The sequence below is a fragment of the Myxococcus eversor genome (assembly GCF_010894455.1).
Taxonomy (GTDB): domain Bacteria; phylum Myxococcota; class Myxococcia; order Myxococcales; family Myxococcaceae; genus Myxococcus; species Myxococcus eversor.
The window spans coordinates 264,909-278,384 of the sequence record NZ_JAAIXY010000002.1 but is presented as its reverse complement, the minus strand read 5'-3'; the positions used below and the strand labels follow the sequence as shown (position 1 = coordinate 278,384).

The following is a 13,476-nucleotide window of genomic DNA, read 5'->3' as shown; positions in this document are numbered from 1 at the left end:
AGGCCGAGGTCGTCGGGGACTTCGGGTGTCGTGTCTCAGGCGCGACGCGTCAGCGAGCGGCGAGCGTATCGACGTGCTGACGCAGCTCGGCGTCGTTGCCCAGTCGGCCGTTGAGTCCGGCGAGGGGCTTGGCTGCCTGCTCGATGCGACCGCGGGTGCGCGGGCCCGCCGCGACGAGCCAGGCCACGCCCAGGGCCAGCTCCGCGACGTCGGGGCTGCCGGTGAGCTGCGAGGCGAGTGTCAGCAGGGCCTCCACCGCCTTCTTCACCTGGGCGCCGTGCAGCGCGTGGCTGCTGGTGATGCCCTCGCGCAGCAGCTCCAGCAGCGCGAGCGCGGTGGCTCGAGCCTGCTGCACGGGCTCCGGCCCGGAGCCGGTCCCCGCCCACAGCCCGTTGGCGAGCTGTCGTCCCAGCAGCGCCTCCGCGCCCGCTCCGTGGGAAGCGACGTCACGGGAGCGCTCCAGGGTGCTCTCCTCCTGCTCGAGGGCCATGCCGTCCCCGGGGGCGTCGTCGTCGTAGAACTCGGGAGCCGCCAGGGAGTCCTTCTCCTTCCGAGAGGCTCCGCCGAAGATGGCGCCCAGCAGGCCGCCGCCCTTCTTCTTCGCCATGTCGGGGGCCTGGGACGATTTGCTGACCATCCTCCGGCTCTCGAAGCTCGGAGCGGAGTCCTCGAGCGGCGCGGGGGGCGGCGGGGGCCCACCCGCGGAAGCCATGGAGGGCGCGGCGGCCATGGGCGCCGGAGCCGGGATTCGCATCGGCGCTCCGGGAGCCGGCATGACCGGCTGCTGCGGCCCGCCACGGCGACGAGCACCGGGGCGCTGGACGACGGGAGCGGCCTCGGCCTCTTCGTTCTTCTGCGTGCCGAACATGGCCCAGCCCGCGGGAGCATTCACCGGGACGACGCGCGTCTCCGGCTGCCCCGAGGCGCGCCTGTCACCGGTGCGCTCCTCCACCACGACGAAGGACGTATAGCGCGTGACAATCTGGTGCTCGACGGCGAGGTCGACGATGCGCTTCTTCATCGACTCGGCGCGGCGGCCGGTGAGGCCCGCGGCCTCCCAGCTCTTGATGCGCTCGGCGGCCCACAACTTCTCCACCGCGGGACGGTCCGACTCGGCGAGGAAGTTCACATTCACCGTGAGCGCGAAGGGCTCACGGCCGGAGCGGCCCCGCAGCGTCACCTTGCCCGTGCCCGGCGTGGGGTAGCGGCCCAGCAGCGTCCAGGGAACACCGTCGACCATCGTCGGCAGCTCGGCGGGAGCCAGCTCCGTGCCTTCGATGCCCTCGAAGGTGACCTGCAACTCAGTGACGCGAGGCGCGAGCGCGCGGGAGAACTGGGCGACGACCTTGTCGTCGATGCGCTCTCCCGGGTGGATGAACTCCACGTCGCCGCCGGTCTGCTTCGCCATGTCACGCAGCAGCGCGTCGCTGACGTTGGTGCCGATGCCGAACGAGTACACGCGCGCGGACTTCCGCTCGGCGAGCACGGCGCGGAGGATCTCCTCCTCGTTGCCCACCTGTCCGTCCGTCAAGAGCACGAGCACGCCGTCCGGCGCGGTGCGAGCCGCGGCCTGCATGGGCCCGAGCAGCTCGGTGCCGCCATCGGCCCGGAGCGCGGCCACCCACCGGTCCGCCTCTTCCAGCATGCGCTGGGTGAAGGGAACGGGCAGGGGCTGGAAGGAGCGGAAGGAACTCTCGAAGGCGATGACGTTGAAGCGGTCGCCTTCACGCAGGTGGCGCAGACACAGCCGGAGCGCGGCCTGGGCCTGGGGCAGGCTCTCGCCGTCCATGGAGCCGGAGACGTCCACCAGGAAGATGACCTCCTGCTTGGGGGGCGCGGAGGCCATGCCCAGCAGGTCGGGCACCACGGTGAGGGCGAACGTGCCGGGCTTGTCGCCCTTGCGGTGCGTGGCGAGCGGGGTGAAGACGGCGCTCGAATCGGAGCTGCGCAGGGAGAGGACCAGGTCGCGGTCCAGGGACACCTCGCCGCGAGAGAAGCTCACCCGGGCGCGGGTGCCGCTCTCGCGGGTGACGGTGATGGCGTGCGAGGGGCTCTCGACGATGACCTCGCGGCCCAGGTCCACGAGCAGGTCCATGCGCAGGCCGTAGTGCACCTGTCCGATGGGAGGAGAGATGCGGTCCGCGTCGGGGACGCGCGACGTGGGCTCGGCGCTGCCGTGGCCGGTGCGGTCACCGGCGGCGTTGCCGGGGATGTAGCGCGGGGCGACGAGCGTGGGGAGCATCCACCGGACGCTGCCCTCCTCGGCGGTGACGGCCTGGAGGAACTCCACCTCGATGATTGTCTCCTCGTTGGGGAGGAGGTTGCCCACCTGGGCGGTGAAGACGTTGGAGCGCTCCTCATCGAGCAGGGCGGCGCCATGGCCCGCGGTGACGGCGTCGTCATAGGCGCGGAAGGCCTCCTCGCGCTCCTTGACGATGCCCTCGACGCGGCGGCCCGCGCACGTCATGGAGAAGGCGGACAGGGTGCCATCGGACGGCAGGGGGAAGGTGTAGACGGCCTCGATGGGGCGCTGCGAGTCGTTGAGGTAGCGCTGGCGAACGCGCACGCGCGCATGTCCGCCGAGCAGCTCACCAGTGACTTCGACGCCCTGGAGGGGGACCTGCGCGCCCTCGCGAGTGAACAGCCCTGCATGCTCTTTCGTCATGGCTTCTCCTTGTCCTGGAACTCTTCGATGAGGGCCCTCACGCGCTCGGCGAGGGCTTTGACCTTGGCATCCGCTGAATCGGCTACGTGCAGCTCCAGTCCGGGGATGAGCTCCCAGCGCTGGTAGCGAGTCGTCGTCGTGGGACGCGGGCCGGTGGCCGGCGGTGCCACGATTTGTGAACCGCTGGGACTCGTCGGCCCGTACGTGGGCGGAGTCGGGGTGACGTCCGACTCGGCGAGCTTGCGCAGCTCGTCGAGCGACAGGCGCAGGAGCTCCGCCTGGATGGCATCCAAGGGGAGGAACCGGGCCTGGAGGACCCGGATGGCCTTGAGACGGACGACGTGCTCCTCGCCATACACGGTGTCCGGGCCCCGGAAGGGCGGCGCGGGGAGCAGACCCCGCTGGACGTAGTAGCGCACCGTGCGTGGCGAGACGCCCGCCTCCTCGGCCAGCTCCGCCAGCTTCCACTCACTCTGTGTCTTCCGCGTGTTCACGATTCAGACAGTACGACTCGACACTTTTGGTGTCAAGTCATCAGTGTCGAGTTTATGCGGGGGTGGTGTCGACATGCCGGGGTGGGTCGGTGTCGTACTGTCTGGTTCGAGTGTCGAGATGAACTGTCGAGTTCGGGGAAGGGCAGGGGGCCGAGGGGTGGGTTGCAAGGGGGAGGGGAGGGGTGGAACAGAGGAGGGATGAACGGTGTGTCGGATGGGTTGGACCTCTCGTCGATACGGCTGATTGGGACGGCGGTGACGCCGGCGGTGATGGTGTCGGCGTGCGGAATCGTGGCGACGGGGTTGGACAACCAGATTGCGCGGATGACGACGCGGATGCGGGAGATGTTGAGGGAGGCGCGGCAGTTGCCGGATGGGAGCTCGCGGCGGGACTTGTTGCGGCAGGAGGTGGTCATCCTGGACCGGCGGCACGCCATCCTCGCGAGGGCCATCGCGCTCACGTACACGGCGCTCTTGGCGTTCGTGGTGACGTCGTTGCTGTATCTGACGAAGCGTCAGCTCGACATTCCGGAGCCGTTGCCGGTGGTGTCCTTCGCCCTCGGCGTGTTGTTGCTGGGAGCGGTGGCGGTGCTCGCGCTGGCCTCGCTGCGCTTGAGCCGACTGGCCATCACACTGGAGCGGGAAGAGCTCTTCGGAATCACCCGCCCGCCACCGCGCCTGTAGTGGTCCGCGCTAAGGCATGTACGGATGGCGGCCGAGGACGCGGCCGTCGGGGGAGACCGCATAGAGCTCGAACCAATCGAACTCAAGGCTGACGCCAGGGGCCCAGCCACACCGCTCGGGGCGGCGGTCGATGCGCACGAAGTACAGGCCGGCTTCCTGTCCAACGACGACGTCCAGTGATTTGGCCGAGAACTCACATGTGCTCGTTCCTCCTTTGGGGAACCGCGACAGCACTTGTTGGAGCGCGGCATGCGCCGCCAGGACGGCGGGCCCATCCAGTGTGGCCAGGGGGCGCAGGTCTTTGGGCCAGGGAATGGAGTCGACACCGTTGGGGCTGGGAGTGCCCGCATCCGAGACTGGAGTCGATGCCTTCGCCTTGGGTGGTTCCGTGCCGCCATCCGCCAGGAGCGAGACGAAGAGGACGAAATAGTGGGGCTTCAGCATGGAAGTCACTCCTGGGCAGCTTCGGCCTTCGTGTCCAACTCGGGAACGCACCGTGGAGGCGGTACCACGGCGGAGAGGTTGCTGGGCCTCTGGGGCTCGCACGTTGCCTGGAAGTCCCAGCGCTTCCCAGTCTCGCTCCATCGGAACACTTCGCCAGCGAGGTTCCACTTGTAGATGCGAGGAGCTACCGCTCTTCCTGTCGCGAGCCATGCCCATGCCGGAATCAACTGGCCTCGCGAGTCACGTGCTGGCTTTCCGTTGGGCGCCACCGCGTACTCCACCATGCTCCAGTGTCCTTCGGCTGATTTCATCGCGGGAGACACCCTCAAGTCCGAGCTGCTCACATTCGTGCCGCAAGGATGATTGTGCGCGAATCCGAAGATGGGGAGGTCTCGGCCAAAGTCCTTGTCATCGACCCCACCGAAAGGAGGACTGCACGCACTTCGTTCGCCTGTGAGATTCCGAATAGGCCAGGACACTCGCCAGTCTTCTGCCGTTCGGTAGACGGCGAGGCAGTACTCGGCTGCGTCTGCGCGGGGGCGCCCCGTGCTCGGCTCGCACGCGTCGGTGGCCCCAGGCAAGGTCATCAAGGTTTTGAGAGCGGGAATGAGCAAGTCATCTGGAACGGTGGCTGCGTCCGAATACACAGCAGGGACATCTCCATTCTCCCAGGGACCGGGTGCCACGCGCAGGACGTCCCTTCCCTCGAGGATGGGAAGCTCGCTGCTCAGGAAGTAGCGGCGAGAGGGAGCACAGGCCAGAACGAGCGCGAACAGGGCGGCTGCCCCGAGGTGGCGCCGACGCAGCTTTCCAGACCTATGGCGCCAACAAGGGGATGGACTCATCCATGGACTCGCTCAGGTGGGAGACCTGAGTGAGAGCCTACGTCAATCCACCCACGGGATGTCCGTCCTCGTCGCGATGCCCGTTGGAGTGTCGCCTGTCGTCCTCGCCCGAACCGAAGCCGCTGCGAGCCGCCGCGGCGCCAACGGCACGGAGGATGTCGAGCGGGATGGGGAGGATGGTGTGATTGCCGCCGGTGGTGATTTCCACCAGCGTCTGGAGATATCGGAGCTGGAGCGTGGCGGGGTTGCGGCTGAGCACGTCCGCGGCCATGGCGAGCTTCTCGGCGGCCTGGTGCTCGCCCTCGGCGGCGATGATTTTCGCGCGACGCTCGCGCTCTGCCTCGGCCTGTCGGGCGATGGCCCGCTGCATCTCCGGGGGCAGGTCGATGTGCTTCACCTCCACGTTGGAGACCTTGATGCCCCACGGGTCCGTGCGCGCGTCGAGCACCTGCTGGATTTCGTGGTTGATGCGCTCGCGCTCGCTGAGGAGCTGGTCCAGCTCCACCTGGCCCAGAATCGCGCGGAGCGTCGTCTGGGCGAGCTGGCTGGTGGCGTAGAGATAGTCCTCCACCTCGAGCACGGCCTTGTCGGCATGGATGACGCGGAAGTAGACGACGGCGTTGACCTTCACGCTGACGTTGTCGCGAGTGATGACGTCCTGGGGCGGCACGTCGCGAGCAACGGTGCGCAGGTCGATGATGACCATGCGCTCCACGAAGGGGATGAGCCAGCGGAAGCCCGCGCGCTTCAACCCCACGAAGCGACCGAGCCGGAACACCACGCCGTTCTGGTACTCGTTGACGATGCGCACGCCTGACAGGAACAGCAGGAAGACGATGCCCAGCGGAATGATGAACCCGAGCAGCCCGAACACGTTGGTCATGTCTTCACCTCGTCGACGAAGAGGGTGAGCCCTTCCACGCGCCGCACCACCACATGGGCGCCGCGCTGGATGGGGGAGGGAGAGGTGGCGCGCCAGCGCTCACCATGGACGAACACTTCACCGCTCTCGAGAGTGACGGGGGCCAGCGTGGTGCCCTCCTCGCCCACGAGTCCCGCGTCTCCACCGCGCTGAGGCAGCCGCCGCGTCTGCGCGCTCCGCCACGCGATATAGGCCGCCGCGCCCGCGAGGACCAACGTGGTGGGAATCAGCCACGCCCACGACACCCCGAAGGAGCGGTCCACGAACCAGTCCGGGTCGAAGCGGTCCACCAGGAACAGTCCGCCCAGCCCCAGCAACACCACGCCCGAGGCCCCGAGCAGTCCACTGGTGACGAACAGCTCCGCGATGATGAGCGCCGCGCCGAGCAAGAGGAGCAACAGGGCCCCCGCGCTCACGGGCAGCGCGGACGAGGCCACCAGCGCGAGCACCAGTGCCACCAGGCCGATGAGTCCAGGCGCGATGCCGCCGGGATGCGCCAGCTCGACGACCAGTCCGAGCGCGGCCATGAGGAACAGCAGGTAGACCAGCGAGGGATGCGCGAGCGCATGGACCGTGCGCTGGGAGAGGCTCGGAGTCAGCTCCACGAGTCGAGCGTCGCGAGTGGACAGCCGCACCGTGTCGCCCCCCGCCACCTGCACCGAACGTCCATCGGCCCAGGCAAGGAACTCAGATTCGCTGGACGCGAGGTGCTCCACCACGCGCAGTTCGACGGCCGCGTTCGCGCTGACGGCGACACTGTCGCGCACGGCGGAGGAGGCCCACTCCGCGCTGCGGCCTCGCTGACGCGCGATGCTCTCGGCGAAGGCGACGGTGTCGTTCTCCACCTTTCGGGCGAGCTGCGAGCCACCTGCCGCCTCCGGGTCCTGTCCGGTGACACCCGCCACGGGATGCGCCGCGCCGATGTTGGTGCCCGGAGCCATGGCCGCCAGATTGGAGGCGAGGGTGATGAAGACACCCGCGCTGCCCGCATGCGCACCGGAGGGACCCACCCAGACGAGCACCGGCACGGAGGAGCCGAGGAACGCACGGACGATGGTGCGAGTGGCCTCCAGCGAGCCGCCCGGAGTGTCCAGTCGAACCAGCAGCGCCGAGTGTCCCCCCTGCTCCGCGCGCCGCACGCAGTCGGCCAGATAGGCGCCCGAGCCGGTGTCCACCACGCCCTCCAGCTCACAGCGCGCCACGGTGGAGGAGTCCGACGGAGCGCTCGGTGGAGGAGTCGCCGCGAGCAGCCCCAGGGCCAGCATCATCAGGGCGCAAGCGGCCCCGATTCTCCCTAACTGGATGTGGCGTGAGCGTGGCAAGTCACACCTCCTGAAGTGAACGCTTGCCCACCACCCGCATGGCTCGAAGCTCCAAGGTGTGAGGACACTCCCCAGCAACGATGGTCATGCCCTGCTCGAGATTCCTGAGCCGGCTCGCGCATGTCCGGTATCGGGCATGGAGAGGGAGTGCTCGCATGCCAGGTCGCTTCCCGGGTGGCCGGTGGGAACGACAGGCAGCACATTCGCTGCTCGCCAAGACTCCGAAGGGGAGGATTCATGCGCCGCGTTGCCCTCATCGCCGCCCTTTGCCTGGCCGCAGTGCCGCTGGCTTGCAAGACCACGCAGCCCGCCGGGACGGACCAACAGGAGCCGCTCCAGGGCCCTGACCAGGTGCGGGAGCCCGTGCAGACCGTGCCGGACGAACCGCCCGGCCCCGCCACGCCCATGCCTGCGCAGCCCGACGCGGGCACGACGGAGACGGAGACGCAGCCGCAATAGCGCGCCGCCTTACGCGGACGCCCGTCGCCGTGAGGCGCGAGCCAGGAGCCTGCTCGCGGCCCGCGCCGGCTCTGCTCATCGCGCCTCCAAGCAGACGGTCCTCGTGACACCGCCCCTCCGCTCATCGCGCCTCCGGGCAGAGGGCTCTCGTGACACCATCCCTCCGCTCATCGCGCCTCCAGGCGGATGGACCTCGTGACACCGCTCGTCCGCTCGCGCACAGTTCGCGCGAACCGCGTGGGGACGAAGCCCGACGCGGAGCAGGCGGAGGCGCACGGTGGAGACCACGGTCTATCTGGCAGAGCGAATCTGGACGCTGGATGCGACGCGCCCGCGGGCGCACGCCCTGGCGGTGCGAGATGGACGTGTCGTGGCGGTGGGCACGCGTGACGAAGTGAGGGCGGCCGCGCCCGGTGCGCGAGAGGTGGACCTGGGAGCCGCCGCGGTGGTGCCGGGGCTGGTGGACGCCCACGCGCATCTGCACGGCCTGGGGCGAAGCCTGACGACGGTGCGATTGGAGAAGGCGCCCTCGGTCGAGGAGGCGTTGCGCCGACTGACGCAGGCGCCCGCTTCCAGCTTCCAGGGTGACTGGTTGGTGGGACGGGGCTGGGACCAGAACGAGTGGCCCGGTGGCGCCTTCCCGGGTCGGGCCGAACTGGATGCCCTGTTCCCCACGACGCCCGTGTTCCTCACGCGAGTGGACCACCACGCGGCCTGGGTGAACGGTGAGGCGCTGCGCAGAGCAGCCATCTCCCGCGACACGCCGGACCCCGAGGGAGGCCGCATCCTGAGGGACGCGAAGGGCGAGCCGACGGGAGTGCTGGTGGACAACGCCATGGACGTGGTGGCCGCGGCGATGCCACCACCCACGAAGGCGCAGTTGGAGACACGGCTCCGCGCGGCGCTGGAGCGCTGTGCCCGGGTGGGCCTGACGGGAGTCCACGACGCCGGCATGGACCTGGATGCGTTCCGGCTGCTTCAACAGTGGGACGCGGAGGGCACGCTCCCGCTGCGCATCTACGCCATGGCTGCGGGTCAGGGTGACGAGCGGCACGCCTATCTGGAACAAGGCCCCTGGCAGGGGCGGATGCTGACGATGCGCGCGGTGAAGTTCCTGGCGGATGGGGCGCTGGGCAGCCGGGGCGCGGCGCTGCACGAGGACTACTGTGACGAGCCGGGACAGCGCGGGCTGTTGTTGATGTCGCCCGAGGAGCTCGAGTCCCGGAGCCGTGCCTTCATGGCCAGGGGCTTCCAGGTGTGCATCCACGCCATTGGAGACCGTGCCAATACGTTGGTGGTGGACGTCCTCACGCGCGTGTCGGAGGAGACGGGCACGAAGGCGCTGCGGCACCGCGTGGAGCACGCGCAGATTCTGCGACGCGAGGACATCACCCGCCTGGGCGCGGCGGGCCTCGTGGCGAGCGTTCAGCCCACCCATGCCACCAGCGACATGCCGTGGGCGGAAGCACGACTGGGCCGCGAGCGACTCCGGGGCTCCTATGCGTGGCGCAGCCTGAAGGACGCGGGGGCCACCCTCGCGCTGGGCAGCGACTTCCCCATCGAGAACCCGGACGTCCTGGCGGGGCTGTACGCGGCGCGCACGCGGCAGGACGCCACGGGCAGACCCGAGGGAGGCTGGCTGCCGGAGGAGGCGCTGTCGGGGTACGAGGCCCTGGAGGGCTTCACGCGAGGGCCGGCGTGGGCGTCCTTCGAGGAGGCTCGGCGCGGCGGGTTGGCACCAGGGCAGGACGCGGACTTCGTGGCGCTGTCGGTGGACCCGGTGGAGGGGCCCGCGAAGGCGCTGGTGGATGCGCGGGTGCTGGCGACGGTGGTGGCGGGCGTGGAGGTGTACCGCGCCTCGCCTTGAGCGCCGCGGGCCTCAGACGCTGAAGATTTGCGAGCGGGCCGCCTCGGCGATGGCGACGACGGCGGGGTGGCGCAGGCGGCGCTCGACGGTGATGGCGTAGAAGCAGGTCTCGATTTCGTCGGTGCGGCCGATGACGGAGCAGTTGTACTCGCGCTCCATCTGCGACTCGATGACGGAGGGCATGGCGAAGACGCCGTGGCCGCTCTGGCCGAAGGCCTGGAGCAGGGCGCTGTCGTCGAAGTCGCCGGCGATGAGGGGGCGCAGGCCCTGTCGCTCGAACCAGAGGTCCAGCGAGCGGCGCACGGAGGACTCGTCCGAGGGCAGCAGCATGGGCGCGCCGTCGAGGGAGCGGGGGAAGTCCTTCTTGAGGTGACGCAGGCTGTCGGCGGCGAAGAAGGACACGCCACACTTGCCGAGCAGGTGGTTGAAGGAGCGGACGCTGACGGGCTCGGAGCTGGGTGCGTCGGCGAGCACCACGTCCAACTCGTGCAGCGCGAGCGAGGCGAGCAACTGGGGCAGGGGGCCTTCGCGGCAGATGATGCGCAGCGAAGGGCCTGCCTCGAGTGCGGGCTTGAGGAGCTGCTCGGCGACGAGCTTGGGAATGACGTCGAGGATGCCCACGTTGAGGCGCAGTTGTTGGCCGGGGGGCAGCCCAGCGACCACGTTCTTCAGCTCGTTGCCCAGGCGGAAGATTTCATCGGCGTACCGCATGACGGTGCGCCCCACGTCGGTGAGGACGAGCTTGCGGCCCTGTCGCTCGAAGAGCTTGTGGCCCAGCGACTCCTCCAGCAGCTTGAGCTGGCTGCTGATGGTGGGTTGAGCGAGGTGCAGCTCTTCGCCTGCCTTGGCGATGCTGCCCGCCCGCGCAACCGTCCAGAAATACAGGAGATGATGGTAGTTGAGCCAGCTCATACCCATAGAGATAACCGATGGGTTGCGTTCAAACTACCTAATTTTATTAAGAATGGTCCTGGCTTATCTCTATGTGCATTCGCGGACGAGTTCTTCGCCGCGAAGAGACCGGAGGAGGTCCATGGAAGCCATCAACCCGAGCGTGTCCTGTGAGTCCCGTGAGCTTGAGGTGCTCCGCGAGGTGGTGGAGACGCGCGTGAGGGAGCACCTGGTGCTGGTGGAGCGGCTGGCGTGGAAGTACCGGTGGACGGGGTTGCCGCTGGACGAACTGGTGGCCGAGGGGAACGTGGGGTTGATGGAGGCGGCGGGCCGGTTCGAGGAGCGGGGGATTCCGTTCGGGGCATACGCGAGCCAGTGGATTCGGGCGCGCATCCGGGCGTACGTGAGCCGCAACTGGAGCATGGCGGGGGGGCGGGCGCCGTGGGTGGTGTTCCAGCTCCGGCGGGAGCGGGCGCGGCTGGAGGCCCGGTGGGGGGAGGGTCATCCGGAGGTGGTGCGCCGGCTGGCGGCCGCTCTCGGGAAGAAGGAGGAGGACGTGGTCCGTGCGACGGAGTCGTTGGCCCGGGACGTGTCGCTGGACGCGCCGGTGACGCAGGACGGTGAGGTGACGCGGCTGGAGGTGTTGGAGGGGGAGGGTGAGCCGCGGGAGGAGGTGGTGGACCGGGCGCAGTGGGCGGCGAGGCTGCGGGCGAGCGTGGAGGCGGCGTGGCCGGAGCTGGACGCGCGGGAGCGGGCGCTGGTGGAGGAGCGGATGCTGGCGGAGGAGGCGGCGAGCGCGGAGCTGCTGGCTCGGCGTTTCGGGGTGACGGCGGTGCGCATCCGGCAGATCGAACAGGGGCTGAGGGCGAAGCTGAAGAAGAGGCTCACGGCCAGTCTGACGACCTGGGACGCGGAGGCCATGTCCCGTGCCGCATGACGAGGGGAGGGGGCGCCGGGAAAAGGGTGCTTGACGGCCCTGGGAAGGGCTCGATATGAGAGCGCGGCCTCTCGCGGTGACCCGTACGCCCAGGTAGCTCAGTCGGTAGAGCAGGGGACTGAAAATCCCCGTGTCGGTGGTTCGATTCCGCCCCTGGGCACACAGAGTTGAAGAGTTTGGGGCCCTGGACTTCGGTTCAGGGCCCTTTCTTTTTGCCCGGAGCGCCGGACGAAACCCGCGAAGCGAGCGGTTCAGCCAGTGGGTGTCCGATTCCTTCAAGACGGGTTGGCCCGTCTCGTTCAGGTTCCCTGGCATGCGCTCTCCTACGACCACATCCCCCAAGGACGCCGTTCGCCGGTTCTACGCGAAGCTCGACGAAGCCATCCGGACCGGCGACTTCGACGTCCTCGATGAAGTCATCCAGCGCGACGCCGTCGACCACAACCCGGACCCGGACATGGAGTTGGGTCGCGATGGAATCAAGAAGGGGTTCGCCGGGCTGCGGACCGCGATGACCGATATCCGCTTCACCATCGAGGACCTCGTCGCCGAGGGGGACAAGGTCGCCTGTCGCGTCACGACCCAGGCCACCCATCACGGGCCCTTCATGGGCTTTGCCCCGACAGGCCGCACGATTTCCTACACTGTCATCGACATCCTGCGTTTCTCCGACGACGGCAAGTTGCTGGAGCGCTGGGGTCTCATTGACGAGGCGACCTTGCGCCAGCAACTCAGCGCGGGTCAATCCCGCTGACCCATCAACCCAGGACTCACGACGAATGCTTCGGAGTAATCATGCCCTGCTGCGGGCAGTCGCACAGAGGTGCTCCGAGCGAATCTCTCTGCCAGCCCCGGCAAGGGCTCGATATGAGCGCCCGGCATGTCGTGGTGCTCAATCCGCCCGGGTAGCTAGGTCGGTAGATCAGAGGACTGAAAGCCCCTATGTCGGTGGTTCGGTTCCGCCTCTGGGTACACCGCGTTGAAAGCTTTTGGGCTCTGGACTTCGGTTCAGGGCCCTTTTATTTTTTGCATCGGGATGGGTGGAGTGAATGTGGGACAATCAGGAATATGGCGCTTACCTTCTTGCACAATGGGATCAATGATGAGTTGTTGCAGATCGAAAAGGACGTCGTACAGGTAGCGGAAACCGGGGCACTGCTGCCTGCATAGTCAGGTCAACAATTGCATAAGTATTGTGAGAATAAATGAAGCCAAGAGTCTTCGTCGGGTCTTCTTCCGAAAGCCTCGGTGTTGCCCATGCTATTCAAGCAAATATGGAGCGCGCTGCGGAAGTCACTGTTTGGACTCAGGGTTTTTTCGAACTCTCGAAATCAAGTCTCGAGTCATTGACCGATGGGACGCGAGCATTCGATGCGGCTGTTTTTGTGTTTACTCCTGATGATCTGGTGACGATGCGGCGCACCGAGATGCGCGTGCCTCGCGACAATGTCGTATTTGAGTTGGGTTTGTTTATGGGGGCGCTCGGTAGAAATCGTGTTTATTTTGTTGTCCCCCAAGGAGAGACCAATCTTCATCTCCCTACTGATATATTGGGAGTTACGCCAGCTACGTTTGACTCCAAGCGGTCCGATGGGAATCTTGAGGCTGCGTTGGCGGTGGCCTGCAATAAAATCCTTGCTCAATTGGTAAAGCTGTCATTGAAGCGACGGCCAAGTGAACCTCCTGTTGAGACGCATGTTTCGACGTTGGCACTGACTGATGTCGAGGCCTCCGCCATAATAGATGCGTGGTTGCTGCGGACTGTTGTGGATGTCTTGATGCAGCCCATGTCGCATGCGGAAATCGACGAGCAGCTGCACCTTCAGCCAGGTACTTCAGCTAGACTTACCAAAGTGGTCGTGAATGCAAGTCGACGCGGATTGAAGGTCGTCGTAGATAATGGAGCCGTGGTTCAGATCGTGGAGAGATAGCTACGGGGGTGCTCA

The 13,476-nt window shown here is 67.5% G+C and carries 12 protein-coding genes and 1 tRNA gene; 7 read left to right on the top strand and 6 right to left on the bottom strand.

From position 1 onward, the window contains the following. Window positions 1-49: 49 nt before the first annotated feature. Both G4D83_RS04600 and G4D83_RS04595 read right to left on the bottom strand, forming a co-directional pair. Entirely contained in the window at window positions 50-2,665 is a 2,616-nt protein-coding gene (locus tag G4D83_RS04600; RefSeq protein ID WP_163863199.1) for a VIT domain-containing protein, read from the bottom strand. Then, a complete protein-coding gene (locus G4D83_RS04595; protein ID WP_163863197.1) occupies window positions 2,662-3,159 on the bottom strand; it encodes a helix-turn-helix domain-containing protein in 498 nt (165 codons plus the stop codon). Before G4D83_RS04595 ends, G4D83_RS04600 begins: the two co-directional genes overlap by 4 nt. A 198-nt stretch (window positions 3,160-3,357) precedes the next feature. Here G4D83_RS04595 and G4D83_RS04590 point away from each other — a divergent pair, with 198 nt between their 5' ends. Continuing rightward, on the top strand, window positions 3,358-3,843 hold the full coding sequence (locus G4D83_RS04590; RefSeq protein ID WP_163863195.1) for a DUF2721 domain-containing protein: 486 nt from the start codon (window positions 3,358-3,360) through the stop codon (window positions 3,841-3,843). 9 nt (window positions 3,844-3,852) lie between these two features. Here the strand turns inward: G4D83_RS04590 and G4D83_RS45880 are convergent, their stop codons facing one another. The 3 genes from G4D83_RS45880 to G4D83_RS04575 all read right to left on the bottom strand — a co-directional run bounded on the left by G4D83_RS45880 (window position 3,853) and on the right by G4D83_RS04575 (window position 7,322). Further along, window positions 3,853-4,287 (bottom strand): hypothetical protein, encoded by a 435-nt coding sequence (locus G4D83_RS45880; protein WP_240356150.1) that lies wholly within the window; start codon window positions 4,285-4,287, stop codon window positions 3,853-3,855. Window positions 4,288-5,169: 882 nt separating this feature from the next. Next, a complete protein-coding gene (locus G4D83_RS04580) occupies window positions 5,170-6,015 on the bottom strand; it encodes a slipin family protein (protein WP_163863193.1) in 846 nt (281 codons plus the stop codon). Further along, window positions 6,012-7,322 (bottom strand): NfeD family protein, encoded by a 1,311-nt coding sequence (locus tag G4D83_RS04575; protein WP_163863191.1) that lies wholly within the window; start codon window positions 7,320-7,322, stop codon window positions 6,012-6,014. The genes G4D83_RS04580 and G4D83_RS04575 overlap by 4 nt, the downstream gene beginning before the upstream one ends. A 291-nt stretch (window positions 7,323-7,613) precedes the next feature. Between G4D83_RS04575 and G4D83_RS04570 the strand changes: the two genes are divergently transcribed. Continuing rightward, window positions 7,614-7,835: a hypothetical protein gene (locus G4D83_RS04570; protein ID WP_163863189.1), complete on the top strand. Its 222-nt coding sequence runs from the start codon at window positions 7,614-7,616 to the stop codon at window positions 7,833-7,835. A gap of 277 nt (window positions 7,836-8,112) precedes the next feature. Next, window positions 8,113-9,702, top strand: a complete 1,590-nt coding sequence (locus G4D83_RS04565) for an amidohydrolase (RefSeq protein ID WP_163863187.1) — start codon at window positions 8,113-8,115, stop codon at window positions 9,700-9,702. Between the two features lie 12 nt (window positions 9,703-9,714). Here the strand turns inward: G4D83_RS04565 and nhaR are convergent, their stop codons facing one another. After that, window positions 9,715-10,614 carry a transcriptional activator NhaR gene (gene nhaR / locus G4D83_RS04560; protein WP_163863185.1) on the bottom strand — a complete coding sequence of 300 codons (900 nt, stop codon included), beginning with the start codon at window positions 10,612-10,614 and terminating at the stop codon, window positions 9,715-9,717. Between the two features lie 121 nt (window positions 10,615-10,735). Here nhaR and G4D83_RS04555 point away from each other — a divergent pair, with 121 nt between their 5' ends. The 4 genes from G4D83_RS04555 (at window position 10,736) to G4D83_RS04540 (ending at window position 13,461) form a co-directional block, all read left to right on the top strand. Then, window positions 10,736-11,530, top strand: coding sequence for a sigma-70 family RNA polymerase sigma factor (locus G4D83_RS04555; protein ID WP_163863183.1), 795 nt, complete (start codon window positions 10,736-10,738; stop codon window positions 11,528-11,530). Between the two features lie 87 nt (window positions 11,531-11,617). Then, a tRNA-Phe gene (locus G4D83_RS04550) sits at window positions 11,618-11,690 on the top strand. A gap of 102 nt (window positions 11,691-11,792) precedes the next feature. After that, on the top strand, window positions 11,793-12,284 hold the full coding sequence (locus G4D83_RS04545) for an ester cyclase (RefSeq protein ID WP_163863181.1): 492 nt from the start codon (window positions 11,793-11,795) through the stop codon (window positions 12,282-12,284). A gap of 451 nt (window positions 12,285-12,735) precedes the next feature. Beyond that, window positions 12,736-13,461: a nucleotide-binding protein gene (locus tag G4D83_RS04540; RefSeq protein ID WP_163863179.1), complete on the top strand. Its 726-nt coding sequence runs from the start codon at window positions 12,736-12,738 to the stop codon at window positions 13,459-13,461. Window positions 13,462-13,476: the final 15 nt, after the last annotated feature.

What these genes read in the sequence shown, in the direction of transcription:
- G4D83_RS04600 (WP_163863199.1), bottom strand. Translation starts at nt 2,665, where the DNA reads ATGACGAAAGAGCATGCAGGGCTGTTCACTCGCGAGGGCGCGCAGGTC.
- G4D83_RS04590 (WP_163863195.1), top strand. Translation starts at nt 3,358, where the DNA reads ATGAACGGTGTGTCGGATGGGTTGGACCTCTCGTCGATACGGCTGATT.
- G4D83_RS45880 (WP_240356150.1), bottom strand. Translation starts at nt 4,287, where the DNA reads ATGCTGAAGCCCCACTATTTCGTCCTCTTCGTCTCGCTCCTGGCGGAT.
- G4D83_RS04580 (WP_163863193.1), bottom strand. Translation starts at nt 6,015, where the DNA reads ATGACCAACGTGTTCGGGCTGCTCGGGTTCATCATTCCGCTGGGCATC.
- G4D83_RS04575 (WP_163863191.1), bottom strand. Translation starts at nt 7,322, where the DNA reads ATGATGCTGGCCCTGGGGCTGCTCGCGGCGACTCCTCCACCGAGCGCT.
- G4D83_RS04570 (WP_163863189.1), top strand. Translation starts at nt 7,614, where the DNA reads ATGCGCCGCGTTGCCCTCATCGCCGCCCTTTGCCTGGCCGCAGTGCCG.
- nhaR (WP_163863185.1), bottom strand. Translation starts at nt 10,614, where the DNA reads ATGAGCTGGCTCAACTACCATCATCTCCTGTATTTCTGGACGGTTGCG.
- G4D83_RS04555 (WP_163863183.1), top strand. Translation starts at nt 10,736, where the DNA reads ATGGAAGCCATCAACCCGAGCGTGTCCTGTGAGTCCCGTGAGCTTGAG.
- G4D83_RS04540 (WP_163863179.1), top strand. Translation starts at nt 12,736, where the DNA reads ATGAAGCCAAGAGTCTTCGTCGGGTCTTCTTCCGAAAGCCTCGGTGTT.